This is a genomic window from Rhodococcus sp. 14-2496-1d (assembly GCF_002259365.1).
GTDB lineage: Bacteria > Actinomycetota > Actinomycetes > Mycobacteriales > Mycobacteriaceae > Rhodococcoides.
Genome location: NZ_NPFV01000029.1, coordinates 35,514 through 60,503 on the forward strand (window position 1 = coordinate 35,514; position 24,990 = coordinate 60,503).

Consider the following 24,990-nt stretch of genomic DNA (forward strand, 5'->3'; position numbering starts at 1 on the left):
CACAACGGTGTGGATCAGTGGCGAGGATGCCCGGAAGCTGCACCGCATCGGAGGCGGGGCTGTTCGGTTCGGCGTGACAGACACACCGGGTCTGGGCGCCGGTTATCCGGAACCGTCGGTTTCCGCCTCGTCAGTGTGCTGGCGATCGACTGTCTGTCGGTAGGCGCGATGAGAACCTTGTTGTCGACACGCGTCGCCGACACAGCCCGAATTTCGGTCACGGCGTCGGTTGTGACGCAGGTCCGAACGCGATCCAGCTCGCGGCTGTCGGCATCGAGAGTGACCGAGCGTGCATCGCCGGCCGTGCCTTCGAACGGAACGTCACATCCCAGCGGCGGTGGGCGGCTCGATCAGCATTCTCTTGATCACCTTGCCGGTCGCGGTTCGGGGCAGTTCGTCGAGGAACGTGATGTCGCGGGGAACGCAGAAGCGGCTCAAACGATTTCGAATGTAGGCGCGCACCATGTCCGCATCGAGGCCGGCCGACCCACGGCCGACGACGAATGCGGCCAAACGCTGCCCGTATTCGGGGTCGGGCACACCGACGACCGCGACCTCGCCGACCTGCGGAAGATTGGCGATGGCATCCTCGACGGGGCCCGGAAAGACGTTCTCGCCTCCGGAGATGATCATCTCGTCGTCCCTGCCGCAGACGAACAACCGTCCGTTGCAGTCGATGTACCCGAGATCGCCGGTGTCCATCAGGGCAGCTCCGCGGGCGGACGCCGTCGACGGCGGCGCGGCGTTGGTGTACCCGTCGAACAGCATGTCGTTGCCGACGAATATTCGGCCGAGGGTCCCCATTGGAACAGCAGTACCGTCCGCGTCGAGCACCGCCACAGTCGTACCAAGGGGAGGGCGTCCGGCGGTCGCCGGCGCAGCGCGAAGGTCTTCGGGAGTCGCGATCGTGGCCCACGAGACCTCGGTGGACCCGTAGAAGTTGTAGAGGACGTCACCGAAGACGTCCATGAAGCGGCTGACGGTCGACCCTGTCAATGCCGATCCACTGCACGCGACGACCCGGAGGCTCGAGGTGTCGTAACGTGAGCGCACCTCGTCGGGCAGGTCGAGTATCCGCTGCAGCATGATCGGAACCGCGATCAACGAGGTACATCTGTGCGCCTCGATCGCCCGCAGGCAGTCCTCCGGATCGAATCGGTCCAGGAGGACCACAGTGGCTCGCAGGGGAGTACTGATCTGCAATGCCGCCAGCCCCCAGCTGTGGAACATCGGTGCCGCGATCAACATCCTCTCGTTCATCCGAAGGGGCATGCGAGACAGCATGGCTGCCACGGTTCCGAAGCCCTTCGGCGTGGGCCGAACCGCCCCCTTCGGTGAGCCGCTGGTACCGGAGGTCAACACGACAACCGACCCGGGGCGGTCCGGCCTGGTGAACGTGGCGGACGGGGCTGCGACGAAATGCTCGAGGGTGCGTCGACGCGGAACGGCGGTATGGGAAGACAGACTCACCCGAGTCACGTGGTCGGGCAGATAGCGCACCATCGAATCGAACTCGTCGTCGACGAACAGCATTCGGAGCTGGTGGCGGGCGGCGATCGTCTCGATCTGTCGGGCAGCGAGACCGGTGTTGAGAAGCACCACCTCGACGCCGAGCATGCCGCACGCGACGGTGCACTCGATCATCGCCGAGTGGTTTCGAGCCAGAATCCCGACGGTGCTTCCGGGGCTGATTCCGGACGCGTCGAGACCCGCTGCGATGCGGTGCGAACGGTGGTGGATCTCCGCGAAAGTACGGGTTCCTCGGTCGTCTATCAGGGCGATCTCGTTCGGCGACTTCGCTGCTGCGGCCGCGAAACCGCCGCCGAGGGTGAAACCCCATTTGGCCAGCGAGTTCAGCTGTCGGTACGCGCGGTCGGGACGTGCAGCACGAATGACACCGGTTCCCACCATCGTCTTCATGATCGCCAGCGGCAGCGACCGCGAATCGCCGGTGTTGGTCACGATCGACGTCGAGGTTCCGGAAAGGGAGTTCTCGAGACGGCGCAGACCACCCATCACCCAATCGACCACTGCGCGGTTGTTCTCGGGCTGGGGTGAGTAGGACCCGCCGAGCCCCGCCCTGAAGACGGTGACATCGATCTTGGTCTCACCGGCCGCGCGCGCAGTCAGGGTGAATCTGACGAATCCGCCGGACTCGACATGCTCGATGGTGATGATCGGCCGGTTGCGTCTGTCCACCACCAGGTCGAGGGCGTGCTCGACACCATTGACTCCGCACAGGTAGCCGGCCGTGGACTCACGGAGTGTGCAGTGGTCGAGCCCGGGGAAGTAGCGTGGAAACAACTCGACCGCGCTCAAGACACCGCATACCTGCTCGATGTCGTGCTCGAAGACCATGTTGCAGTCGATGACGTCCGAGACCATGTTCCACCCCCGTGCCTTGCCGAGTCGACGGCAACGCCGACGCAGCACCGACCAGGGGATGGCGGCGCGCACCTGGAACGGGTCATCCGCCTGGATGAAGTCGTCATCGTAAACCCGGTGCACGGTTGTGCGGGCGAAATCGGCCGAAGTCGATCTCGAATCGTTCGACTTCTTCTGTACAGAGCGTCAGAACTGAATGCCGAGCGACCACGCGAACACCGTGTACGCGGCGATGGTGATCAGTGAGATTGCGATCAGATTGAGCCAGAAACCGCCTCGCATCATCTGGCCGATCGTGATGTAGCCACTGGCGTAGGACACCGCGTTCGGCGGAGTCGCCACGGGCAACATGAACGCGCAGGTGGCCGCGAGCGCTACCGGAACGGTCAGAACCAGAATATCGATGTTCATGCCCATCGCGACGCCACCTGCCACCGGAAGGAACGTCGCGGCCGTCGCGGTGTTGCTGGTGATCTCGGTCAGGAAGATGATCGCGGCCGTGGCGACGACGACCAACATGACCACCGGAATGGTGTCGAGGCCACCTGCGACGCTGCCGATCCAGTCCGTCAGGCCGCTCGACTCGAACTGGGCCGACAGGGCGAGCCCGCCGCCGAACAGCAGCAACACGCCCCAGGGCAGCTTGACAGCGGTCTCCCAGTCGATCAGGCGGACGCCCTTCTTGCTTCCGCTGGGTAGCAGGAACAGCAGCAGTGCTGCTGTCATGGCGATCCCGGTGTCGGAGATCGGGGCATCGTCGAAGATCAGCGGAACGGCCACCCACGACACTGCCGCCAGGGAGAAGACGATCGCGACCCGGATCTCACCCTGCGACATCCTGCCCAGGGCGTCGAGCTCACCTCTGATCAGCTGCTTGCCACCGGGTATGTCGTCGATCTCCGGCTTGAACATCACGTGGGTCAACAGGAACCAGGCGATCACGAGCAGGATCACGGCGAGCGGAACACCGGCGATCATCCACTGGAGGAACCCGATCGTGATTCCCTGCCCCTCCAGGTAGCCCACCAGCAGAGTGTTGGGTGGAGTGCCGATGATGGTTCCGAGCGAGCCTATCGACGCGGCATAGGCGATGCCGAGCATCAGAGCGGTCCCGAAGTTGCTCTTGATGACGGCCTGGGTGATGGTGTCGTCGTCGGGGGCGGAGTCAGCACCGGTGCCGGGCACCGCTCCGGCCTTCTTGCCGATGTCGAGAACCAGAACCAGCACCGAGACACCGATCGGAATCATCATGACGGCGGTGGCCGTGTTGGACACCCACATCGACAGAAAGCCTGTCGCGATCATGAACCCGGCGATCACCATCGTCGGTTTGGTGCCCATCGCGTCGACGGTCAACAGGGCTATACGTCGGTGCAGATTCCACCGTTGCATGGCCAGCGCCAGGAGGAATCCGCCCATGAACAGGAAGATGATGTTGTTGCCGTAGGAAGCTCCGACATCGTTGACGGCGACATCGGAATCGAAGACCGGAAAGATGACCAGGGGAAGCAGTGCGGTTGCCGGGATGGGTACCGCCTCCGTCATCCACCAGATACCCATCAAGACGGCGGTGCCTGCGGTCAGCCGCGCTGGATGCGCTACGTCATCGGGGAGAATCAGGTACACGAGGATGGCCAACAGGATGCCTGCGCCGAGGCCGACCCATTGACGCTTGCGGCGACCGGGCTGCACTTCGGCTTCTCGTTCTCCGGCCGATCTCTGATCCACCTCGTCGAAGTCGTGGCCTTCGGATGAGCGCCCGGCCTTCTCCTCGTCGCCGACCTGCGTCATGGATCCTCCTCGGTGTGGACGTTTCATCACCCTAACGCGTGAAATGTCCGAAAGGTCCGACTTGGCTGGGGCCGGTGTCGACGCTTACCGCGCGACGTCGGGCTTGTTCATCGTCGGGTCGTTGTCGAGCACCGGATCCCACACGTCGCCGGGAAGGTCGCCCGGCAGATGACTGTTGCCGCGTCCGACGAATTTGTCTTCGCAACCCTCGCGCCGCATGGCCTCGAAGTCCGCCAGCGCACCGAAGGCCCATTTACCCAAGGCCGGGCCACCACGAAAGCTGCCATAGGGATTGCGCACCTTGTACATCTGCGCCAGAGTCGCCTCGACGAACGCAGTCGCCATGCCGACCACCGCAACCAGCCACATCCAGAAGATCGCGCCCGGTCCACCGAGAGTGATGGCGATGGCTACGCCGGCGATGTTTCCCGTACCCACCCGAGATGCCAGACCGACGCAGAATGCCTGGAACGCGGAGATTCCGCCCTCGGCTTCGATCGAGATCCGCCGATCGACTCGAACATCGACGGCAGCAACCGGACCTGGACGAACGTGGTGCGGACGGTGAAGTACAGCCCGACGCCGATCAACAGATAGATGTGAAAAACGCTGTAGAGACGGTCTGCCGAGAAATCCACAACTGAACTGACGGTATCCACGGTGCCATCCGTCACTCCTCGGTAGCACCCCAGATATCTCGGTAGGGAATCGGACGCCCCAGAATCCGTTCTGCTGCACGATGTCCCGACTTCAACGCCGCGGTGACCGTTGCCGGATCATCGGTCCACGTTGCTTCACCGGCGAGGTGAAGTACATCGCCGATCGGAGTGGCCAGTTCGTCGTGATCGCGCGTACGTGAACCCACCGTCATGTACGAGTACGAACCGTGGGAGAACGGATCGTCCTGCCAGCGAGTGACATACACGCTGTCCGGCGTAGCGACACGGTCACCGTACAGGCCACGTAGTGCCTCGAGAACCGAGTCCGCGATGCGCTCGTCCGACCAGTGCCGGATCTGCTGAGCGCACGCGCCCGCTGCGAACGTCAGAAGCGTCGGACGCCCCGGCGGCATGGTGACGTCGTACCAGGAGTGCCACCAGCGCCCGGCTTCGCCCTGCTGCCGCACGGCGTAGACGTTCTCGTCCCAGAACTTGGTGGGGAACCGGATGAACACCTTCTCGAAGGCATTCATCTCCAATCGTTCCAGGGCACCCGAAACGGGTTCCGGCAGAGAAGGTTCCACCGTGAACGCCGGAGACTTCAGTACGCCGATCGGCACCGTCACCACAGCGCGCTCGGCCGAGAACCTCCCGGACCCGGTATCGACCAGAACTCCGTCTCGACCCCACCGGACCTGCGTCACAACATGTTCGAGTCGAACATCGAGCCCCTCGGCCAGCCGAACGGCCAATTCGTCGTAACCATCCGGGAACACGACTTCGTCGCCCTCGATGGCGTCGTCGTCCAAACCGTGCGCGTCGAGGAGATCCTTTCCTACCCCCAACTGTTCCTCGGCCCGATGTCCCAGGAACTCACGAACTCGTTCGAGTCGATCGTCGTCCCAATCCAGTTGCGTCAGAGTTGCTTCCACCGCGTCACCGAACGACTTTCCGGGGGGCGAATTCGCGATGGTCGTCGCGAACAGTTCGTCGAAAAGGTGAACGTCGGCACCGAACTGGGCGGCGGCCGCATCGCTCAACCTGGTCCCGGTAGGGGAGTAGTACGCGATGGGCCTGCCGTCCGGCTGGTAGCTACCGACGGTGAATTCGACGGTCCGCATTCCGAAAGCGTTTACTGCATCGGCGAGGGGGTTGTCGTCTGTTCCGTGAATCCAGGACGCTCCGACGTCGAGGGTGCCTTCGTCGGTGCGCAGTGTCCGGACGCGACCGCCTACGCGATCTCTGGCCTCGAGAACGACGACGCGCTGACCGGCGCGATGCAGGAGTGTCGCAGCGACCAAGCCGGAAATACCTGCTCCCACCACGAGGGTATCGACGTGTGTCACCGTCACTCCTGTCTGTCGACGGCCGCGGGGTCAGTTCCCTCGGCCGGAATTGCCGTTGCCGTTGCCACTGTTTCCGTTGCTGTTCCCGTTCGCGTTGCCGTTTCCCGAATTGCCGGGGCTCTTGTTGCCCTTCTCCGAGTTCCCGCTGCCGTTCCCCGAGCTTCCTCTGTCGTCACCCGGCGGTAGCGGGGCCGGCGCAGCGGGCTCGGTCGGAAGCGAATTCGTCGTGGGTCCGGGAGCAGGCTCAGGTGGGTTCGAGAGCACTGGAATCGGGCTCGCAGGTGCGGGCGCGGGCGTTGTGGGCGCCGCCGCGGGCGACTGCACAAGCGTCGGCGTCGGCGTCGACGGTGACAGGGGCTCCGGCTCCTCGCCCGTGCCGACTGCGACCCAGAGGATTGCTGCGCCCAGCGCGACGAACAGAGCCGCTGCTCCCGGAACGATCCATCGACGGCGCGGAGGTTCCGCTTCGGTCGACGCTGAAACTGCTGGGGGCGCAACCGTATTCACAGTTTCCATTGGAATCGCGGCGGTGCGGGGAAGAGATGTCGTGCTTCGCGAGAGCCCACGCAACCGGTGGGCGACCGCAGCTGCGGCCGGTCGATCCTCCGGCCGTCTCGATGTCATCTCCGTCAACAACGCGTGCCAGTCCGATCCGAGCCCCTCGGGGACGGCGGGATCGCGGTGTAGACGCGTCACCGCCGCTGCCACCGCGCTTCCCTCGAATGCCATTGTGCCGGTCAGGCATTCGATGAGAACCAGCCCGAGCGTGTAGATGTCCGTCGGGGGACCTGCAGAGGTACCTGTCGCCTGCTCCGGGCTGAGGTAGTGCGCAGTACCGACTGTGGTGCCGTGCTCGGTGAGTCGTTCGGCGTCGACGATACGAGCGATGCCGAAGTCGGCAAGTTTGGCGCACTGTCCCATCGATACGTCCGGAGCCTGCGCAAGGAGGATGTTGGCCGGTTTGATGTCGCGATGCACCACACCCTGACCGTGGATGTAGGCGAGAGCCTCCGCCAGCTCGTATCCGATCCGAGCGACGTGGGCGGTGTCCATCGTTCGGCTCCGGCGATACGCACTCAGAGTCGGACCGTCGACCAGCTCCATCACCAGGTACGGCACGGGCACCCCGCTCGGATCGAGCGCAGTGCCCGCGTCGTACAGCGTCACCAGACCCGGGTGCGACAGCGACGCGAGAGTCCGTATTTCTGCATCGATGCGTTGGGCGTTGTCGGGGGGCTCGCCGTGGCGGAATATCTTCACCGCTACGGATCGGCCGAGAACGTGGTCGTCGGCGAGCACGACGTCGGCCATTCCGCCGCGCCCCAGGATCGTGCCCAGTCGGTATCGACCCGCGAAGAGGCGGTCGTGAGGGGTATGAGGACGTGAGTTCGCTCCCACCATCGGTCACCGCCGTTCCTCGAGTCCTCGGAGCACCATATAACCAACGAACAGACACGTAGACCGCAGTCGGGTGTCGACATCAGGGTGCGGTCGGGCATGATGATGCCCCGGGTGGGGACCGATCGATCAGTATCGAGGGAGGGTCCACCCATGCATCGATCCTCGGCGAGTGCGGAGATTTCGCCGATGTCGGTCCGGATCACGTCGGTCTACCAGCCGATCGTGACGCTGGACGGACGCGCCGTTGTGGGGTACGAAGCCTTGGTGCGGACCTGCGGAGGCGGTGCGCCCATTTCGCCGCCGGAACTGTTGGGCGTGGCGCGGGCACAGGGCGTCACTGCCGATTTCGATTGGCGCTGCCGAATCAGCGCGTTGCGCGGTGCCTTCGAGTCCGGCTATCCCGACCAGCTCGCACTGTTCGTCAATGCCGAACCCATCGCCCTCGATGCACCGCCTCCACGGGACTACCTACCGATTCTCGAGGACGCGTCGCGGCTGTCCATCATCGTCGAAATCACCGAGCGAGACCTGATGGGTGATCCGGCCGGTCTGCTGAGGGCGGCCGAACACGCTCGAAACCTGGGGTGGCGAGTCGCCATCGACGATGTGGGGGCAGATTCTTCCAGCCTCGCCCTGATCCCACTGCTGCGTCCAGACGTGATCAAGCTGGACATGGAACTCGTACAGGGGCGCTCGAGCTACGAGACCGCCGCCATCGTTGCCGCTGTCGCCGCCGAGGCCGAGCGCACCGGTGCCCTGGTTCTGGCCGAAGGGATCGAGACCGAGCATCACGAGAGTTGTGCGCTCGCCATGGGTGCCGTGCTGGGGCAGGGATATCTCTACGGGGCACCGGAGGCTCTTCCGGATTTCGGCGAGGTGCAGGGGCCGGTCCGATCGCTCGATCCGACTGGAACGCTGACCGTGCGTGCCCCCGTTGCGGTCACGCCCTACGGGCTCACCCATGCTCTCGGCGCCCGCAGGCACGCGGATTCGACACTGCTCGACGCCATCGAGAACAGCCTGTTGCACAGTGCGTACGGCACCGGTTCCTCGACCGTCGTACTGGCGACCGTCAGTGCGTCCACCGGCCTGACGCCTGCGCGCGAGGCGATCTTCGAGGACCTCGCCGCACGTACTGCGCTGATGGCCGTCTTCGACTCGAATGCCGCGTCGCCGGAATCAGGTTTCCGGAAAGTGTTCGTGGACGCGGACGAACCGTTGGCACTGGAACGTTCGATCGTGATCGTGGCTCCGATGTCGAGCGTGGCGCTCATCGCGGTCGAGCGAGGAGCGGCCGAGGACGGCACCCCGATGTACGACTACCGCCTCACCTACGACCGTCATGTCGTACTGGATGCTGCAACGGTGCTTCTGAGACGGATACCGGCCAGATCTGCGATGTGAGTCCGCGGGCTCATCGTCAAGATCAAGTAAATTGTTGCCCGAAATTCGGTAAATTACGTCTTCGGCCGTCCCCGTGCTGTTCACTCGAAGCCATGAGCTCTCACCCCCTCGCACCCGATTTATTGGCCGCGGACGGAGGCACGATCAGCTCCATCGAGACGGCGATCAACAATGCCTTCGATCCGATCTCCGCTGCCGTGTCGAATGTCGTCTTCTTCACCGTGGATATCGGTGGAGCCGCTGTTCCACTGATCGTCCTGTGGCTCATCGTCGGAGCCGTCGTCTTCACGGTGGCGTTCAAGTTCATCCAGGTCCGCGGAATCAAGAGAGCGTTGATTCTGGTCAGCGGCAAGGAGGACGAGGCAGACGCGCCAGGAGAAGTCAGCCACTTCAGAGCCCTCACCGCCGCGGTGTCCGGAACCGTCGGGCTCGGCAACATCGCCGGTGTCGCCGTCGCAGTGACGCTCGGTGGCCCCGGCGCGACCCTGTGGATGATCCTCGCCGGCTTGCTGGGTATGGCATCGAAGTTCGTCGAGTGCACGCTCGGTGTGAAGTACCGAGACATCAACGAGGACGGCACCGTCTCCGGTGGGCCGATGAAATACCTGACCAAGGGTCTCGCGGAGCGGGGACTCGCGAAGGTCGGCAAAGTCATGGCCGTCTTCTACGCCATCGTCATCACGTTCTTCGCCATCAGCGGCGGCAACATGTTCCAGGCCAATCAGACCTACGCGCAGGTCCGTTCGGTCACCGGTGGTGAGGACGGATTCCTCGGCTCCGACGGAGCAAAAGCCGTATTCGGTATCGTCGTCGCACTGATCATCGGACTGGTCATCATCGGCGGCATGAAATCGATCTCGGCGGTGACCGCCAAGCTCGTACCGACCATGGCGCTGATCTACATCGTCGCGTGCGGCGTCGTCATCGCCGTCAACTTCCGTTCGGTCCCCACGGCATTCACCGCGATCTTCGAAGGTGCGTTCTCACCCGAGGGTGTGGCCGGCGGCGTACTCGGCGTCATGATCATCGGATTCCAGCGCGCCGCGTTCTCGAACGAGGCCGGACTGGGTTCAGCGGCCATCGCGCACTCGGCCGTCAAGACCAGGCATCCGGTCACCGAGGGCTTCGTGGCCATGCTCGAGCCCTTCATCGACACGGTCGTCATCTGTACCGCGACGGCATTGACCATCGTGATCGCCAACACCGTCACCTGGCAGGACCAGCGGGCGATCGTCGCCGAAACAGGTGAGCTTCCCGCCGGAGGAGTCACCCTCACCTCCGACGCTTTCGAGACGGTGCTGCCCTGGTTCCCGTACGTGCTGACTGTCGCGGTGGCACTGTTCGCTCTGTCCACCGCAATCACCTGGGCCTACTACGGACTGCAGGCATGGACGTCGTTGTTCGGACGGAGCCGCTTCTCGCGCACCTTCTTCAACGTGATGTTCTGCATGTTCACCGTCATCGGAACCGTGTTGTCCCTCGGTTCCGTGCTCGATTTCGCCGATGCGACGCTGTTCCTGCTGGCGCTGGTCAACATCACGGGCCTGTACCTGCTCTTGCCGGTGGTCAAGCGCGAACTCTCCGAGTACCTGGCGATGCGCCGAGGCGAGCCGGACAAGGTCGACGCCGGGGTGTGACAGATCGGACGAACCGACATCGACGAGACCGGGCGGTATCGGTCTCGTCGATGTCCGTTGTCGGGTATCTCTTGGAGATGTTTCGCAGTATTCGACAGTGGTGGTAACCGGGGGCCGAATGACGAAAGTCGATTTCAAGAAAACGTTCGACGCATACTCTGCGCAGCACAACATCTTTCGTACCCTTGTCGTTCCGCCGCTGACCTTCCTGATGATCGACGGACACGGCGATCCGAACACCGCTCCGCAGTACACCGAAGCAATCGGGGCGCTCTACCCCGTGGCCTTTGCACTGAAGTTCGCCAGCAAGAACACCCTCGACCGCGACTATGTCGTCCCGCCGCTCGAGGCTCTGTGGTGGGCCGAGAACATGGCCTCGTTCACGACCGCCCGCAACAAGGCCGAGTGGAACTGGACGGCCATGATCATGGTGCCCGACTGGATCGACCGTCGGATGTTCGACGTGGCGAAGGCGTCCGCGGAAGCGAAGAGCACCTCGGATGCGTCGAGCAGAATTCGACTGGAGACTCTCGACGAGGGGCTGTGCGTGCAGACGCTGCATGTCGGGTCCTACGACGACGAGACGCCGGTACTCGACGAGCTCCATCACCGATACATTCCCAGTTCTGGAATGACGATGACCGGCAAACATCACGAGATCTATCTCAGCGATCCGCGCAGGGTGGAGCCGACGAAGCTGCGCACCATCCTCCGCCAGCCGGTGGCGCGTTCGGCGGAGTCGGCGTCGCTCTGACACGATGACCGGCATGACCAATGCGGTGCGTCCGGCATCGTTCACCGCCGGGACTCTGACTCTCCTGGGTGCGCTCTACTTCGCACAGGGACTGCCGTTCGGATTCTTCACCCAGGCCCTACCTGTCGTCCTCCGGGAGTCGGGCTTCTCCTTGGTGAAGATCAGCGCGACCGGTGTGCTGTTTCTCCCGTGGGCGCTGAAATTTCTCTGGGCTCCGTACGTCGATCGGTACGGATCGAGGCGACGGTGGCTGTTGTCGCTGCAGTGTTCGGCCGCGGCGGTGGCACTGGCGTTGTCGTTCCTCGATCTGTCCTCGACACTGCGTTGGCTGTTCGTCGGAATCTTCGTCATGAATGCTCTCTCGGCGACGCAGGACATCGCGACCGACGGTATCGCGGTGCGTACGCTCAGCGCGGCGCAGCGCGGGTTGGGCAACGGTCTGCAGGTCGGTGCCTACCGCATCGGGATGGTGTGCGGCGGCGGACTGCTGTTGTGGCTGTTCACCTTTGCCGGATGGCGGGTGCTGTTCGTCGCGATGGCACTGCTCATCGTGCTGACGACTGTTCCGGTGTGGTGGATGCGGACGCAACTGGACGCTGCAGACGCCGAATCCGACCGAGCGGCCGAGCCGGAAACGCCGGTGCGGCTGGCGGTTGCCTGGTGGTCCCGACTGCGTAGGCCCGGCATGGTTGCGTTCATCCTGCTGATCATCGGCTTCAAGTTCGGTAACTCGATGGGCTCGGCCCTCGTGGGTCCGTTCCTGTCGGACAGTGGACTGTCATTGCCCCAGATAGCGCTGGTCGAGGGCGGTCTGTCGTCGGTGGCTGCGCTCGGGGGAGCCGCACTGGGGGCATGGTTGTCATTTCGACACGGACGGCGTCGGGCGCTGCTGGTCGGCGGGGTGAGTCAAACGCTCAGCCTTGCCCTGTATGTCGTCGCCTCCCTGGGAGTCGGCGGCTTCCCACTTCTGGTCACCGCCAACATCACCGAACACGTCCTCGGTGGTGCGGCCACGGTGGCGGTGTTCGCCCTGATGATGGACGCGTCCGAGAAGCGTTTCGCGGGAAGCGATTACACGCTGATGGCGTGCGCAATCGTCTTCGCGCAGGGCGCAGCCGGGATCGCAGCCGGTGTGGTCGGCGACCTGTTCGGCTACACGGCGATGTTCGGCTCCGCGCTCGTCCTGTCCGGTATCGGCTGTGCATTGTTGTTGACGGCACTCGATCGAGGCTGGGGGCCCGACGGTCTCCGACAGGTGGTCCCGCCGAAGAACCTCGTCCGGTAGCGGCGGAAGCCGTACTCAGCTCTCGCTGGGGGATCCGGCGATGTTGACCATCCACTGCACACCGAACTTGTCGGTCAACATACCGAAGGTGTCGCCCCACGGGGCCTTGTCGAGACCCATCGTGAACTGCGCGTCGACGGCCAACGCGTTCCAGTAGCTCGTCAGTTCGTCCTCCTCGTCGCCGCTGAGCGAGACGCTCATGGTGTTCCCGGGCGTGTGCTCCATCGACGACGGCGTGTCGGCTCCCATCAGAGTGAACCCGTTCGGGGTGGTCAACTGGCCGTGCATGATCTTGTCCCGGTCAGCGGGATCCTCGCTGGCGTTGGCCTCGCCGAGCGTGGTGACGGTCAGCTCGCCACCGAAGACCGACCGATAGAACTCCATCGCCTCGCGCGCGTTGTCTCGGAACGACAGATAGGGGTTGAGAATGGACATGATCGAAGTCTCCTTCTTCTGATGAACGAGCGGGCTGAACTACGACGGGATCCGTCGAATCAGTAGACCCGCACCGCGGGGGAAAGTCACCGCAGAAGATCAGATGGATGCGTCGGTGTCGGCAACAATGGCACGCAGTGCGGCCACGTGACGTCGATAGGCCGTTCTACCGTCCTTGGTCAACGACAACCACAGTCGCCGCGAGTCCGTCCGTGATCGCTGCTGCTCGACGTATCCCGCATCGACCAGAGCAGCGACCTGTTTGCTCAGCGCCGATGCGCTCAACCCGCTGTGTTCCTTGACGATCGCCAGTTCCACCGTTGTCGCAGCGGCCAGAAGGGCACAGATTCGGAGCCGGTGGGCCGGGTGAATGATCGGATCGAGATCGCTCATCGACGCGTACTGCGGTAGTGCAGAATCGATCCGATCGAGTAGATCGACGCGGCTGCTGCCGCCAGCAGAACAACCGGCCAGGCCGGTCCGCTGGGATCACCGACAGCCTGCGCCAGCGCGACGGAGAAACCCGACAGCGCGACACAGGTGAGGAAGCCGCGGTCGGTGGGTAGGGCCCACGGCGTCCCCATCCGATATCCGGTGACGACGTTGACCGCGATGATCACCGCGGCGACACCCAGGAACGCGAGCCGGCTGTCGAGAAGGGCGGTCAGTGCGAACATCGCGAGCAGCGCGGCGTTGACCGGATACAGCCATACCGGCCACGGAGTGTCTCGTACTGCGCGCTGAATTCGATCGATGTCGTCGAGAGCCGTTCGGGCTTCGGCAGGTGTGGGTTCTCCGATGCTTTCCATGGTGGAAACTGTATTGGATAGTTTCCACTATGGCAACCATCGGGCGGATGTCAGGTGTCGGACGGCCTCGCCACTTCCGATTCCCATCGGGCCCGTCGCTCGTCGTCCGACTGCTCCCACCACGGGGTTCCTCGCTCGCCGAGGGCGACTTTGGTGGCCTGCACGCCTGCGCGAGATTCCGGTGCACCCGACGTGCGTTTGACCTCCCTGCGCCACGCCATCAGAATCGACCGCAATTCGGCATTGCGATTCTCCGGGATATCAGGATCCGTTGCGCGCCAACGGCGACCCTTGATCACGATGTAGTGACCGTCCTCGGTGTGTTCCGGTTCTTCGGCCATGGGTCCACCCTGCCATGCGTCAGCTGCTCAGATACTGCGGTACTGGACTTGCGTCGAGCCCGAGCGCCACGGCGGCGCGAGCGGTGACCGGTCCGACCAGATTGCCTGTGCCGTTGTAGCCACCGAATGCGATCACGGTGTCGTCGACCCATGTGCACAGCGGCCGACCGTCGGTGGTGAATCCGACGGACGCGGCCCACCGTGCATCGACCGAGACAGGTTCTCCTGCAAACGATGCCGCGACCGACTCGATGTAGTGCTGAACCTGAGCGGTCGGTTCGCCGGACGGTGTCCATTCGTGCTCGGCGAAGAGGTCACGACCGCCCCCGACATACAGCCGTCCAGACGCGTCCTGTTGCGCGTAGTCGTACCCCCATCGTCCGTACACGGGGCACGGCAGTCGCCCCGGGGTGACGGGCGAGGTCGCGAGCATCTGCAGACGGGCGGTCCGAACCCGTCCGTCGAGCTGGGGGAGTACCTGTTCGAGTCGACCGTCGACGGCTACGAGAACCAGGCCGCATCGAACCACTCCATTCGGCGTCGTGACCGCGCCCGGCTCGATGGCGATTGCGGGCGTGTATTCGTACAGTCGAGCGCGTCCCGCGAGAATCGATGCCAGCCCGAGCGCGCGACGCGCAGGATTCATCACCGCATCGTCCGGTAGGAAGATGCCGTTTCCCAACGCGCCGGAATAGTGCTCGACGGCAACGTCGTTCTCGCGCAGGCACTGTGCCAGCGCGTCACAGTCCTCCGCATCGGCGAGCTCGCTCGGAGAACCGGGGACTCCCGCGAGCCTGATCGATCCGGTGCGTCGGACGACGTCGGGTCCGAGAAGCCCTTCCAGATTGTCGATCTCCGCCAGAGTCGCTCGATACAGATCCACCGCGCACGGACCCCATGTCGCGAGTGCTGTGTGCAGAAAGGTCGCAGGACCACCGAGCAGGAAGCCGCCGTTCCGGCCCGCAGCGCCGGCTGCGACTCGCCCTGCGTCGATTCCGACCACATCGACACCGCGGTCGAGGAGGTCGGCGACGGCGGCCAGACCCGAGCCTCCCAGGCCGACGACGCAGACGTCGGCGGTGCGGTCATGGTCGAGTGCGGGCAGTCCCGACCAGCCGGACACGATCGGATCGTCGTCCCACGCCGGGCGGGACATGTCGCTGGCGATCATCGGTCGATGGTATCGACGGATTCGGCGCGAGGATGGTTTACGATTCCGGCACCCACCCCACCACCGGTAAGGACCGTCCATGCGCACTGTGATCGTGACCGCGTTCGTGTCGCTCGACGGCGTGATGGAGGGGCCGGGCGGCGAGGTGGGCTATCGCAACTCCGGGTGGACGTTTCAGGGCATCGACTTCGATCCGGCAGCGTACGAGATCAAAGGACGTGAGCAGGAAGAAGCCACTGCGCTGCTGTTGGGCCGCACCTCCTACGAAGCATTTGCGCCGATCTGGCCCACCATGGACGATTTCGCGGGGTACAACGCCATGCCGAGGTATGTGGTGTCGACGACGCTCGAGCAGGACGACTCACGCTGGCCTGCAACCGTTCTGCGCAGTATCGACGACGTTGCCGAGCTCAGGAACTCCGAGGGTGGCCCGATCTCGATACACGGCAGCGCCACGCTCGGCCGAAGTCTCGCCGACGCCGGGCTGGTCGATCGGTACCACCTGCTCGTCTTTCCACTCCTGCTCGGTGCGGGAAAGCGACTGTTCAGCGCGGCCGACAAGGACACCACGCATCTCGAACTGATCGAACACGAGGTCTACGGCAACGGAATTCAGAAGCAGGTGTTCGACGTACGTCGATGACCCGGCGGGGCGAGTGTTCAGATGTCGTCGCTTCGGATGGTGCGCCGCCGAACGGAGACGAGTTGCAGCTCGGGCCGCGAGGCCGCGACGCGCTCGATTCGGTCGAGAACATCGGTGACGTGGTCGCGATCGCCTGCTACGACGGACGCGCCTATACCTGCTCGCCTGTGCAACTCGCGATGATCGGTTTCCGCCGCCGATACCGCGAACTTGCGTTGCATTTCGGAGATCACCGGCCGGATCACGGAGCGCTTCTCTTTGAGTGAGTGAACATCTCCGAGAAGGAAGTCGAATTCTATCCATCCAATCCACATAGGCGTGCCAGTCTAACGCCGGGGTGGGCGAGCGGCCCCCGACTCGGCCCGGCAATACCGTGGATGCACGCCATTCGGCGCGCATGTTCGTACACTGGCGTCATGGCTGCACCGGCGGGACACGGTTCCTTGCCGCCGAGCCTTGTCGAAATGGCGACTCGCCAGGTCCGATCCGAGGTGCTCAGCGGTGCGCTCGAGCCCGGATCGCGCGTGGTCGAGGAAACACTGTGCGCGCGACTCGGGATCAGCCGAGCACCCGTGCGTGAGGCGTTGCGCCTGTTGGCTCAGCAGGGTCTGGTCGAGCATCTCCCACGTCGCGGGTTTCGAGTGACGGTGTGGTCGGCGGAGGACATTCTCGAACTTTTCGAGCTGCGTCAGGTTCTCGAACGACACGCGCTCGAGCGTGCGCTCCCACTCGCGTCGCCTCCCGACAGTGCTTTCGCGCCGGTGAGAGCGGCGCTCGACGAGATGCGCGACGCCGATGCGCGGGGGGACACTCTCGAGAAGGACGACGCTCACCGGCGTTTCCACGAGGCAATCGTGGCGTTGGCCGGAAGCCGCCAGCTCGATGTGGCCTATGCGCCGATCCTGTTGAAGTTACAGCTACCGATGGCCCGCAACCTCAGGGAAGAAGCCCGAGTCGCCAATCCGATCGATGGGATCAGGCGTCACGAGTGGTTGCTCGACGCCATCGAATCGAACGACCTCTCGGTCGCGCTCGCTGCGTTGAAGGAGCATGGCGAGCTGACCTACCTGCATCTCGAGAGTATTTCCTAACAGACTCGAAACACGGCAACAACCTGCATTAACAGAAAACTGTCGACAATCGACGGTATGACTTCAGACCTGGGACCGGCACTCGGCCCGACCGTCACCGAGATGCTCGCGTCGTACAGAAACGGCACATCGACTCCCACTGCAACGGTGGAGGCGTTCTCGACCGCCGTGGCTGCACGCGGCGACGACGGAACATGGATCACCGTTGTCGGCCGTTCGGAATTGCTCGCGGCCGCCGCTGCACTCGAAGCGCGACCCGACGCAGTGTCGCTACCCCTGTACGGAATTCCCTTCGGAGTCAAGGACAGCATCGATGTGGCGGGATACCCGACCACGCTCGCCTGTCCCGACTACGCCTACACGTCGGATTCGACGGCCCCGGCAGTGCAGGCACTGGTCGACGCGGGCGCCATTTTCGTCGGCAAGACCAGCCTCGACCAGTTCGCGACCGGGCTGAACGGAACTCGCACGCCCCATGCGATTCCGCGGAGCGTCTACGGCAACGACATGATCTCCGGTGGCTCCAGTTCCGGATCGGCACTGGCCGTCGCCCTCGGGCAGGTGCCGTTCTGTGTGGCCACCGACACCGCAGGATCGGGTCGTGTGCCTGCCGCGCTCAACGGGATCGTCGGCTACAAGCCGTCGCGCGGCCTGATCAGCACCGTCGGCCTCGTCCCCGCGTGCAAGTCGCTGGACTGCATCACCCTGATGGCGTCCACCGTCGAGGACCTCGAACTCGTCTTCGACATCATGTGCGCCGAGGATCCAGCGGACGGTTGGTCACGTCCGCGCGGAGAAGAGTACGACGGGCGTGACATCACCGTCGGGCTACCGGACCTGCAGCAGCTGGACTTCTTCGGCGACGCGGCCATGTTCGATGCGCATTCGGTGGCGCGCCTGTCGCTTCCCGATCATGGGTTACGGACCACCACAGTCGATCTCACACCCTTCCTCGACGCCGGCTCGCTGCTGTATCAAGGACCGTGGGTCGCCGAGCGACTGGTCGAATTCGACGAATTCCTGAGCGAGAAGCCCGATTCCATCGTCCCGGTCGTCCGCGAGATCTTTCTGGGAGGGCGGAACTACACCGCTGTCGATGCCTTCCGTGCTCTGCAGAGATTGCAAGACCTTCGCGCTCGTGTCTCTCGGCTCTGGACGTCGATGGACGTGATGATCGTGCCGACCATCGGCACCACCTTCACCGTGCCGGAGGTACTCGCAGACCCCGTCGCGTGCAATACGAAGCTCGGTCACTACACCCACTTCGGAAACCTTCTCGATCTGACGGCCGTAGCGGTTCCCGTCGGGCTCACCCAGGACGGTCGACCGGTCAGCCTCATGGTGATCGGGCCTGCGCTGGCCGACGATATGATCCTCGCGGTCGCGGCCCGGTTGCTCGGAGAACGGCGTGCCGTTCCACCGCATCCCGCAGCAGCCGAAGGGTCGACCCTCGAGACCATCGACATCGTCGTTGCCGGGCACCACCTGTCGGGGGAGCGCGCCAACCCGCAGCTGCTCGAGCTCGGTGGGGCCCTGGTCGAGGCGACGTCCACCGCGCCGACGTACACACTGCTTCGGATCGGAACCACCGACCCGACACCCGGACTGTTGCGAGTTCCTCTCGGCGGCAGCGCAATCGACGTGGAGAGGTGGCGTCTGCCCGCCGCTTCTCTTGCGGTACTCGCGGGCAGAATGCCAGCGGTGCTCGCTCTGGGACGAGTACTGCTGGCCGACGGTTCCGACGTTCTCGGCTACGTCTGCGACGCGACTGTCCAGACCGGCGCGCATCGGCACACCGTCGACGACATCAGCGAGTTCGGTGGCTGGCGGGCATATTCCCGGGCGATCAATTCTGCTCACGATACTTCCATTGCAGCACAGGAGATCTCATGACCTCAGCACAGACACCGGAAACGTCGATACCGTCGGCGTCTCCGTCGGAGTTCACCATCGATCCCACGACGACGGCACTGCTCGTGATCGACATGCAGAGGGATTTTCTGCTCCCCGGAGGGTTCGGGGAGAGCCTCGGCAACGATGTCGGCCTGCTCCGATCCGTGATCGAACCACTCGCAGGTCTCATCGCAGTGGCCAGGGAAGCGGGGATACCCGTGATCCACACCAGGGAGGGGCACCTACCGGACCTGTCGGACTGCCCGCCGGCGAAATTACGCCGCGGCACACCATCGCAGCGCATCGGCGATCCGGGAGCGTTCGGTCGCATCCTCGTTCGCGGTGAGTACGGTCACGACATAGTCGACGAACTGGCGCCACTCGAAGGTGAGACCGTCATCGACAAGCCCGGCAAAGGGGCGTTCTACGCCACCGAGCTCTCCGAGATCCTCACGAGCGCCGGAATCACCACCCTGCTCGTCACCGGTGTGACGACCGAGGTGTGCGTGCACACCACGGTTCGCGAGGCCAACGATCGAGGATACGAATGCCTCGTCGTGACGGACTGTGTCGGTTCGTACTTCCCGGAGTTTCAGCGCGTGGGCCTCGAGATGATCTCGGCTCAAGGCGGCATTTTCGGTTGGACCGCGCCGTCGGAGGACGTCGAGGCCGCGTTGGTTGCACTCGTCCCCACCTCGGCAAGTCGATAGGACCGAACATGACCATGGACGTGAAAGACTCACCCGCTGCAGGCTCTTCGTCCTCGTTCACCCTCCCGTGGTGGACGAAGGGCGACACCAATGCATTCTTCGGACTCGGCTTCAACATTCTCGTGAACGTGCTCACCCTGACCACCCTGAGCATCGCGGTGGTCGGAATTCCAGGAACCGACGTCCTCGGGACCCTGCTGCCTGCCCTCGGGATCGCCCTGATCCTGGGGAACCTCTACTACATGGTTCTCGCTCGTCGGCTCGCCAAGCGCGAGAACCGAACCGATGTGACGGCGCTTCCGTACGGTCCGAGCGTTCCGCACATGTTCATCGTCGTGTTCGTGGTCATGCTCCCGGTCTACCTGGCGACGGGTGACGCGATGCAGGCCTGGGCGTCGGGGCTCGCCTGGGCCTTCATGATCGGCATCATCGTCATGATCGGAGCGTTCGTCGGACCCTACATTCGCAGGATCACCCCCCGCGCGGCGATGCTCGGCACACTGGCCGGCATCTCGATCACGTTCATCGCGATGCGCCCGGCCGCGCAGATGTGGGAGGCCGCCTGGATCGGGTTGCCCGTTCTCGCAATCATTCTCATCGGCTTCTTCACGGACGTGAAACTGCCCGGCAACATTCCGGTCGGTCTCGCCGCGCTTCTGGTAGGCACGGCTATCGGCTGGATCGGCGGATACATGTCGGTGCCGGACGTGACCGAGGCTGCCGGCAATATCGCACTCGGGCTTCCCGATCTGCGCCTCGATCTGCTTCTCGACGGTCTCGGTAACCTGGCTCCGCTGCTCGCGACCGCAATTCCTCTGGGTGTCTACAACTTCACCGAGGCGATGAGCAACGTCGAGAGCGCGTCCGCTGCGGGAGACAACTACAACCTCCGCAGTGTGCTGCTCGCAGACGGATTCGGAGCGGTCGTCGGATCTGCCTTCGGATCGCCGTTCCCGCCCGCTGTCTACATCGGCCATCCGGGCTGGAAAGACGCAGGCGGACGGACCGGCTACTCGCTCGCGTCGGGCATCGCGATCGGCCTGATGTGTTTTCTCGGGCTCTTCGGTCTACTGGCCACGCTGCTTCCGATACCCGCGATCGTCCCGATTCTGCTGTACATCGGCCTGCTGATCGGTGCCCAGGCATTTCAGTCGGTGCCGAAGCTGCACGCCATCGCGGTGGTGGTGGCACTGCTACCCAACCTCGCGGAGTGGGCGGTGGGCCTGATCGACAACGCGCTCAGCGCGGCAGGTACATCGGCGACGGAAGTGGGGAGCGAGGCACTGGGTCAGGCGGGTGTCGTGTACGACGGGCTGAAGACGTTCGGATCCGGCGCGGTACTCGCCGGACTGATGCTGGGCACCATCGTCACGTTCATTCTCGACAAACGGTTTCTCGCTGCCGCCGCAGCAGGTGGGGTGGCCGCGGCACTGTCGTGGGTCGGTCTGATTCATTCACACGAGGTGGGGTGGGCAGCCAATCCCCAAGTCGCCCTGGGCTATCTGTTCTTCGGACTGGTGTGTCTGGCGTGCTCGCGGCTGACTCCGGCTTCGAAGCCGACGGGCGAGCCGCAACCGGTCGGCGAGTAGTGCTTCCCGGTGCGGGCCGTACGGCCCGCACCGGGAACTGCTCTAGCGTGTGCTCACGAGCTCGAGCGCCAGCAGATCGGAGAGATATTTCTCGATCAGTTCGCGTCCGAGGTGCGGAATGTCCCCGACGGCAGAGGCGAACTCGTCGGCAGGCAGGATCGCTCCTGACGACGGGTGTTGCGGACGTGCGTACGAGTCGATCAACGGGAGCAGCGAGTGCGAACGCTGCTTCTCCGGCAGAGCCTCGACTGCAGCGTTGAAACGCTCGAACCATTCGTCGTAGTTCTCGACGATCTCGATGTCGCGACCTGCATCCCGGATCCAGTCGACGAACGTATCGAGTGAGATGTCGTCGTCGTGTGGGTTGAGGATGTCGAAGGTTCGGTAGCCCGAGGTATCACCACCTGCGATCGACGTGATGGCCGACGCACTGAAATCGGCCGGCAGTCCGTCGTAGTGGGCCAGCGGGCGCCCCTTCTCGTCGGTGGGCGCGCCGGTGTCGGTGGCGTAGAACGTGTGTGGAGCCAGACCGGTTGCAACGACCGACAGGATCAGACGCGTGAACACGTCCGGCACGTTGAGCTGGCCCGTCCATGTGCTGTGCGCCAGAATCATGTCCGAGCGGAAGACCGAGACGGGCAGTCCGAATTCGTCGAACGCATTGCGCAACAGCACTTCACCGGCCCACTTGGAGTTGCCGTAGCCGTTGGCGTACGAATCGTCCACCGCCCGCGATGGGCTGTCGACGCGTATGTCGCCGTTCTCTCGGAATTCCTCGACGCCCGCTGCGACGGCCACCGTCGACAGATAGGTCACGGGCTTGACATGGTCGGTCAGCGCCAGCCGGATGATCTCGGCCGTGCCGACGACGTTGGGTCCGAAGAGGTGCTCGTACGGCAGGGCATGGTTGACGAGCGCGGCCGGGTGGACGATGCGATCCACCCGTTCGGCCAGTGCCTCGAACACGTCGCGGTCCAGGCCGAAGTGAGGTGTCCCGAGATCGCCCGCCACGACCTCGAGTGCGGCGTCGGCCAAGGTTCGATAGCGCTCCGACAGTCGTGCGTCTCCACTGTCGAACGCTGCATCGAGTCGAGCTCGCGCGTCGGAATCGGAGCGCCCGCGCACCAGACAGATCACCTTTCCGCCGGTCTCGGCCATGCGCCCCAACCATTCCAGGCAGAGGAAACGACCGAGGTATCCGTTGGCACCGGTGAGCAAGACCGTGCCGGTCCGTTCTCGCGGGCCGGCAATTCGGTGTGCGGCGTCGAGTAGGGCGTCGTCGAGAAAAGCCGACAGACGCAGGTCGGAGGCTCGTGCCACAGCGGCACCGCGGCCGTGCACCGAGGCGAACGTCGCTGTGTCGGAATCGTTGTCCCGGGCCGAGGAGATGTACTCGGCCAGCGCTGCCAGGTCCATGGCGGGCCCGGTGATCACCCCGACCGGAACATCGACATCGTAGATCTCGCGGAGAAGCGTGGAGAACGTCAACGCCGACAACGAATCTCCGCCCAAGTCGCTGAAGTGCGCGTCGGGACGGATATCGGACCCGGCGCATCCCAACAGGGCCTGGGCCGCGTCGCCGACGGTGGTCAGAACGGGGGCATCGGCACCGGTACGCCTGAGTTCGCGTAGGCGATCGTTCTGACCGGTCTCGAGTTCCGCGTAGCGACGTTCCAGTTCTTCTCCGTAGCGCTCGACGAGTTTGGGTCGCAGTTGCTTACCTGCCCCGGACAAGAGTCCGTTCTCCTGCGTGAACGGGTCGTGTTCGATGACTACTTCACGTGGAATCTCGTACGAATTCAGCGCTTCCGTGCGTGCGATCTGCTGCAACGATTCGATGACCGAACCCGCAGTCGTGTCCGGGTCGGCCGGTACGACAACTGCCAGAAGGTATGCCCGCTGGCTGTTGCCGTACACGAATATCTGATTCACCAGCTCGCTGGTACCGAACAGGGCTTCCAGGCGCGCCAGCGCGACGAACTCGCCCTGAGCCAGTTTCAGAACGTTCTTGCGTCGGTCGACGTAGGCGAGTCGGTCCGGCTCGATCTCGGCGACGACGTCCCCGGTGCGATAGAAGCCCTCGGAGTCGAAGACGTCGGCCGTGACGTCCGGGCGCTTGTAGTAACCGGGAATGATGGAGGTCGTCTTGAGCAGGAGCTCACCGCGCGGATGCGGTGTGTCGGTGGAGAAGTAGCCGAGTTCGGGTACGTCGTCGAGCTTGTATTCGATCACCGGCGGCCGCTGAACGACGCCGTCGTGCAACACCATTCCGGCTTCTGTGGAGCCGTAGTTGTCGCGCACCCGAATATCGAGCAGCTCGGAGACGAAGTCCTTCACCTCGTCGGCAATCGGCGCGGTACCGACCATCGCTGCGAGGACGCGACCGCCGAACTGTTCGATCCTGTTGCGCTCCAGCACTTCTCGTCGCGTCCTGTCGGCGTCGCCACCGGCAGTCCGTTCGGTTTCCCGGTCGATCTCGGCAAGAACGTTGTGCCGAATCATCTCGCAGACCCGCGGGATCAACAGTGCCATCGTGGGCCGAGCGAGCGCGAAATCCTCGAACAGGGTCGACAGGTCGCTCGCCCCGGCGAAGTGGACGGTGCCGCCTGCTGCAAGAGTCGAGAAGACGAGGCCACGGCCGGCCAGGTGACTCATCGGAAGATAGTCGAGAGTGATGACCGGGAAGGCAGGCCCGTCCGTGGACTCGGAGGAAGCTCCGGTGTGGTGCCAGGCGCCGGTCCAGGCTCCGCACACGATTCGCTCGGTGTGCATCGCTCCCTTGGGGGTTCCGGTGCTGCCGGAGGTGTAGATCAGTGTCGCGAGTCGGTCGGGATCCTCGGCATCGGGTAGGGGAACCGACGGTAGTTGCGCCCCGTCGCGAACCAACTCGGTGAGCGGACGAACGAAGACTCCCGCCTGTTCGGCAACGCTGCGCGCGGTCTCCATGATCTGTGTGTGCGCGTCGATCGCACCGTCGTAATCGAGGACGACGATTCTTCGGATGGATCGACAATGCGTGGCAACCTGGACCGCGACGGACAGATTGTCGACATCGGCTGCCAGGACGACGGGCTCGACTTCCGCGGCGATGGCCGAGAGTTGGCCCGCGGTGGCACCGGCCTGCAGCGGAACGGCGATTGCGCCGAGCCGAATCGTGGCCAATTCCGCGACGACGTAGTCGGCACTCGCGAATCCCAGGGTTGCGAAGAAGTCTCCCGAAGCGATACCGAATGCGTCGTGCGTCAATGCCGATGCCAGTGCACCTGCGTCGTTCCAGGCTCGGCCGTAGGTGACGGTTTCGAAGCGCGGGAGCAGGCGGAGAGTGGTCGTGTCGTCGACTCGTGCGATCTCCCGGGCCCGGCGGCCGAGTGCCGGCCGATCGGAGTAGCGCGTCATGATCTCGGCAACCACGCGGGCCAGGTTGGGCGACAACTCCTGGGCGGCGTCGGCCACTGCGCTGTCCGGTTCGGCGGCTCGGAACTCGTCATCGATCCGGTGGAGCTCGGTGAAGCGATCGCGCCCTCTGATCTCTCGCTCACGTTCGCTGTCGACGGCCAGTGTGTGCGTCATGCTCGACTCCCCTCCGACGATGCGCACCGGAACAGCCGGGCGCTGTCGATTGCTCGATCAAATATCGTTATCAAAG

General features: G+C 64.2%; 22 protein-coding genes. 9 read left to right on the forward strand and 13 right to left on the reverse strand.

What is annotated here, in order from left to right; all coding sequences use genetic code 11:
• Positions 1-321 precede the first annotated feature (321 nt).
• The 6 genes from CH296_RS21685 to CH296_RS21705 all read right to left on the reverse strand — a co-directional run bounded on the left by CH296_RS21685 (position 322) and on the right by CH296_RS21705 (position 7,582).
• Positions 322-2,385 (reverse strand): AMP-binding protein, encoded by a 2,064-nt coding sequence (locus CH296_RS21685; protein WP_032398500.1) that lies wholly within the window; start codon positions 2,383-2,385, stop codon positions 322-324.
• 186 nt (positions 2,386-2,571) lie between these two features.
• Complete coding sequence (locus tag CH296_RS21690) at positions 2,572-4,176, reverse strand: DASS family sodium-coupled anion symporter (RefSeq protein ID WP_094682739.1); 1,605 nt, start codon at positions 4,174-4,176, stop codon at positions 2,572-2,574.
• An 84-nt stretch (positions 4,177-4,260) separates the two neighbouring features.
• The gene (locus CH296_RS29905; protein WP_373557294.1) at positions 4,261-4,614 is read right to left on the reverse strand and encodes an alanine:cation symporter family protein; all 354 of its coding nucleotides are present in this window, start codon (positions 4,612-4,614) and stop codon (positions 4,261-4,263) included.
• A complete protein-coding gene (locus tag CH296_RS29910; RefSeq protein WP_373557295.1) occupies positions 4,587-4,814 on the reverse strand; it encodes a hypothetical protein in 228 nt (75 codons plus the stop codon). The genes CH296_RS29905 and CH296_RS29910 overlap by 28 nt, the downstream gene beginning before the upstream one ends.
• Before the next feature lie 32 nt (positions 4,815-4,846).
• Complete coding sequence (locus tag CH296_RS21700) at positions 4,847-6,181, reverse strand: NAD(P)/FAD-dependent oxidoreductase (RefSeq protein ID WP_094685737.1); 1,335 nt, start codon at positions 6,179-6,181, stop codon at positions 4,847-4,849.
• Between the two features lie 30 nt (positions 6,182-6,211).
• Positions 6,212-7,582 carry a serine/threonine-protein kinase gene (locus CH296_RS21705; RefSeq protein ID WP_094685738.1) on the reverse strand — a complete coding sequence of 457 codons (1,371 nt, stop codon included), beginning with the start codon at positions 7,580-7,582 and terminating at the stop codon, positions 6,212-6,214.
• Between the two features lie 186 nt (positions 7,583-7,768).
• Here CH296_RS21705 and CH296_RS21710 point away from each other — a divergent pair, with 186 nt between their 5' ends.
• From CH296_RS21710 to CH296_RS21725, 4 genes are all read left to right on the forward strand, one after another.
• Positions 7,769-8,986, forward strand: a complete 1,218-nt coding sequence (locus CH296_RS21710) for an EAL domain-containing protein (RefSeq protein ID WP_256980535.1) — start codon at positions 7,769-7,771, stop codon at positions 8,984-8,986.
• A gap of 92 nt (positions 8,987-9,078) precedes the next feature.
• The gene (locus tag CH296_RS21715) at positions 9,079-10,623 is read left to right on the forward strand and encodes a sodium:alanine symporter family protein (protein WP_094685740.1); all 1,545 of its coding nucleotides are present in this window, start codon (positions 9,079-9,081) and stop codon (positions 10,621-10,623) included.
• A gap of 118 nt (positions 10,624-10,741) precedes the next feature.
• A complete protein-coding gene (locus CH296_RS21720) occupies positions 10,742-11,377 on the forward strand; it encodes a GyrI-like domain-containing protein (protein WP_094685741.1) in 636 nt (211 codons plus the stop codon).
• Positions 11,378-11,390: 13 nt separating this feature from the next.
• On the forward strand, positions 11,391-12,662 hold the full coding sequence (locus tag CH296_RS21725) for an MFS transporter (protein ID WP_094682911.1): 1,272 nt from the start codon (positions 11,391-11,393) through the stop codon (positions 12,660-12,662).
• Between the two features lie 15 nt (positions 12,663-12,677).
• Here CH296_RS21725 and CH296_RS21730 read toward each other — a convergent pair whose 3' ends face one another.
• The 5 genes from CH296_RS21730 to CH296_RS21750 form a co-directional block, all read right to left on the reverse strand.
• The gene (locus tag CH296_RS21730; protein ID WP_032398156.1) at positions 12,678-13,100 is read right to left on the reverse strand and encodes a VOC family protein; all 423 of its coding nucleotides are present in this window, start codon (positions 13,098-13,100) and stop codon (positions 12,678-12,680) included.
• Between the two features lie 96 nt (positions 13,101-13,196).
• On the reverse strand, positions 13,197-13,490 hold the full coding sequence (locus CH296_RS21735; protein WP_094629422.1) for a transcriptional regulator: 294 nt from the start codon (positions 13,488-13,490) through the stop codon (positions 13,197-13,199).
• Entirely contained in the window at positions 13,487-13,906 is a 420-nt protein-coding gene (locus CH296_RS21740) for a hypothetical protein (protein WP_094685742.1), read from the reverse strand. The genes CH296_RS21735 and CH296_RS21740 overlap by 4 nt, the downstream gene beginning before the upstream one ends.
• Before the next feature lie 50 nt (positions 13,907-13,956).
• Positions 13,957-14,247, reverse strand: a complete 291-nt coding sequence (locus CH296_RS21745; protein WP_094685743.1) for a hypothetical protein — start codon at positions 14,245-14,247, stop codon at positions 13,957-13,959.
• 19 nt (positions 14,248-14,266) lie between these two features.
• Entirely contained in the window at positions 14,267-15,418 is a 1,152-nt protein-coding gene (locus tag CH296_RS21750; RefSeq protein ID WP_094647865.1) for an FAD-binding oxidoreductase, read from the reverse strand.
• 79 nt (positions 15,419-15,497) lie between these two features.
• Between CH296_RS21750 and CH296_RS21755 the strand changes: the two genes are divergently transcribed.
• The gene (locus CH296_RS21755) at positions 15,498-16,061 is read left to right on the forward strand and encodes a dihydrofolate reductase family protein (protein WP_032398152.1); all 564 of its coding nucleotides are present in this window, start codon (positions 15,498-15,500) and stop codon (positions 16,059-16,061) included.
• Positions 16,062-16,078: 17 nt separating this feature from the next.
• On the opposite strand, the gene CH296_RS21760 is transcribed toward CH296_RS21755, so the two are convergent.
• Positions 16,079-16,375, reverse strand: a complete 297-nt coding sequence (locus CH296_RS21760; protein ID WP_032398151.1) for a DUF503 domain-containing protein — start codon at positions 16,373-16,375, stop codon at positions 16,079-16,081.
• A 102-nt stretch (positions 16,376-16,477) separates the two neighbouring features.
• Here CH296_RS21760 and CH296_RS21765 point away from each other — a divergent pair, with 102 nt between their 5' ends.
• The 4 genes from CH296_RS21765 to CH296_RS21780 are packed head-to-tail and all read left to right on the forward strand — an operon-like array spanning position 16,478 to position 21,344.
• A complete protein-coding gene (locus CH296_RS21765; RefSeq protein ID WP_045195076.1) occupies positions 16,478-17,152 on the forward strand; it encodes a GntR family transcriptional regulator in 675 nt (224 codons plus the stop codon).
• Positions 17,153-17,209: 57 nt separating this feature from the next.
• Complete coding sequence (gene atzF, locus CH296_RS21770; RefSeq protein WP_094647868.1) at positions 17,210-19,045, forward strand: allophanate hydrolase; 1,836 nt, start codon at positions 17,210-17,212, stop codon at positions 19,043-19,045.
• A complete protein-coding gene (locus CH296_RS21775) occupies positions 19,042-19,755 on the forward strand; it encodes a cysteine hydrolase family protein (protein WP_045195078.1) in 714 nt (237 codons plus the stop codon). The genes atzF and CH296_RS21775 overlap by 4 nt, the downstream gene beginning before the upstream one ends.
• A gap of 8 nt (positions 19,756-19,763) precedes the next feature.
• Entirely contained in the window at positions 19,764-21,344 is a 1,581-nt protein-coding gene (locus tag CH296_RS21780; RefSeq protein WP_094685744.1) for a regulator, read from the forward strand.
• Between the two features lie 42 nt (positions 21,345-21,386).
• On the opposite strand, the gene car is transcribed toward CH296_RS21780, so the two are convergent.
• A complete protein-coding gene (gene car / locus CH296_RS21785) occupies positions 21,387-24,914 on the reverse strand; it encodes a carboxylic acid reductase (protein WP_094685926.1) in 3,528 nt (1,175 codons plus the stop codon).
• Between the last annotated feature and the right edge of the window lie 76 nt (positions 24,915-24,990).

Bases quoted from the DNA above. Each gene is read 5' to 3' on its own strand.
- CH296_RS21685 (WP_032398500.1), bottom strand. From the start codon at position 2,385: ATGGTCTCGGACGTCATCGACTGCAACATGGTCTTCGAGCACGACATC.
- CH296_RS21690 (WP_094682739.1), bottom strand. From the start codon at position 4,176: ATGACGCAGGTCGGCGACGAGGAGAAGGCCGGGCGCTCATCCGAAGGC.
- CH296_RS21705 (WP_094685738.1), bottom strand. From the start codon at position 7,582: ATGGTGGGAGCGAACTCACGTCCTCATACCCCTCACGACCGCCTCTTC.
- CH296_RS21710 (WP_256980535.1), top strand. From the start codon at position 7,769: ATGTCGGTCCGGATCACGTCGGTCTACCAGCCGATCGTGACGCTGGAC.
- CH296_RS21715 (WP_094685740.1), top strand. From the start codon at position 9,079: ATGAGCTCTCACCCCCTCGCACCCGATTTATTGGCCGCGGACGGAGGC.
- CH296_RS21720 (WP_094685741.1), top strand. From the start codon at position 10,742: ATGACGAAAGTCGATTTCAAGAAAACGTTCGACGCATACTCTGCGCAG.
- CH296_RS21725 (WP_094682911.1), top strand. From the start codon at position 11,391: ATGACCAATGCGGTGCGTCCGGCATCGTTCACCGCCGGGACTCTGACT.
- CH296_RS21735 (WP_094629422.1), bottom strand. From the start codon at position 13,490: ATGAGCGATCTCGATCCGATCATTCACCCGGCCCACCGGCTCCGAATC.
- CH296_RS21740 (WP_094685742.1), bottom strand. From the start codon at position 13,906: ATGGAAAGCATCGGAGAACCCACACCTGCCGAAGCCCGAACGGCTCTC.
- CH296_RS21745 (WP_094685743.1), bottom strand. From the start codon at position 14,247: ATGGCCGAAGAACCGGAACACACCGAGGACGGTCACTACATCGTGATC.
- CH296_RS21750 (WP_094647865.1), bottom strand. From the start codon at position 15,418: ATGATCGCCAGCGACATGTCCCGCCCGGCGTGGGACGACGATCCGATC.
- CH296_RS21755 (WP_032398152.1), top strand. From the start codon at position 15,498: ATGCGCACTGTGATCGTGACCGCGTTCGTGTCGCTCGACGGCGTGATG.
- CH296_RS21760 (WP_032398151.1), bottom strand. From the start codon at position 16,375: ATGTGGATTGGATGGATAGAATTCGACTTCCTTCTCGGAGATGTTCAC.
- CH296_RS21765 (WP_045195076.1), top strand. From the start codon at position 16,478: ATGGCTGCACCGGCGGGACACGGTTCCTTGCCGCCGAGCCTTGTCGAA.
- atzF (WP_094647868.1), top strand. From the start codon at position 17,210: ATGACTTCAGACCTGGGACCGGCACTCGGCCCGACCGTCACCGAGATG.
- CH296_RS21775 (WP_045195078.1), top strand. From the start codon at position 19,042: ATGACCTCAGCACAGACACCGGAAACGTCGATACCGTCGGCGTCTCCG.
- CH296_RS21780 (WP_094685744.1), top strand. From the start codon at position 19,764: ATGACCATGGACGTGAAAGACTCACCCGCTGCAGGCTCTTCGTCCTCG.
- car (WP_094685926.1), bottom strand. From the start codon at position 24,914: ATGACGCACACACTGGCCGTCGACAGCGAACGTGAGCGAGAGATCAGA.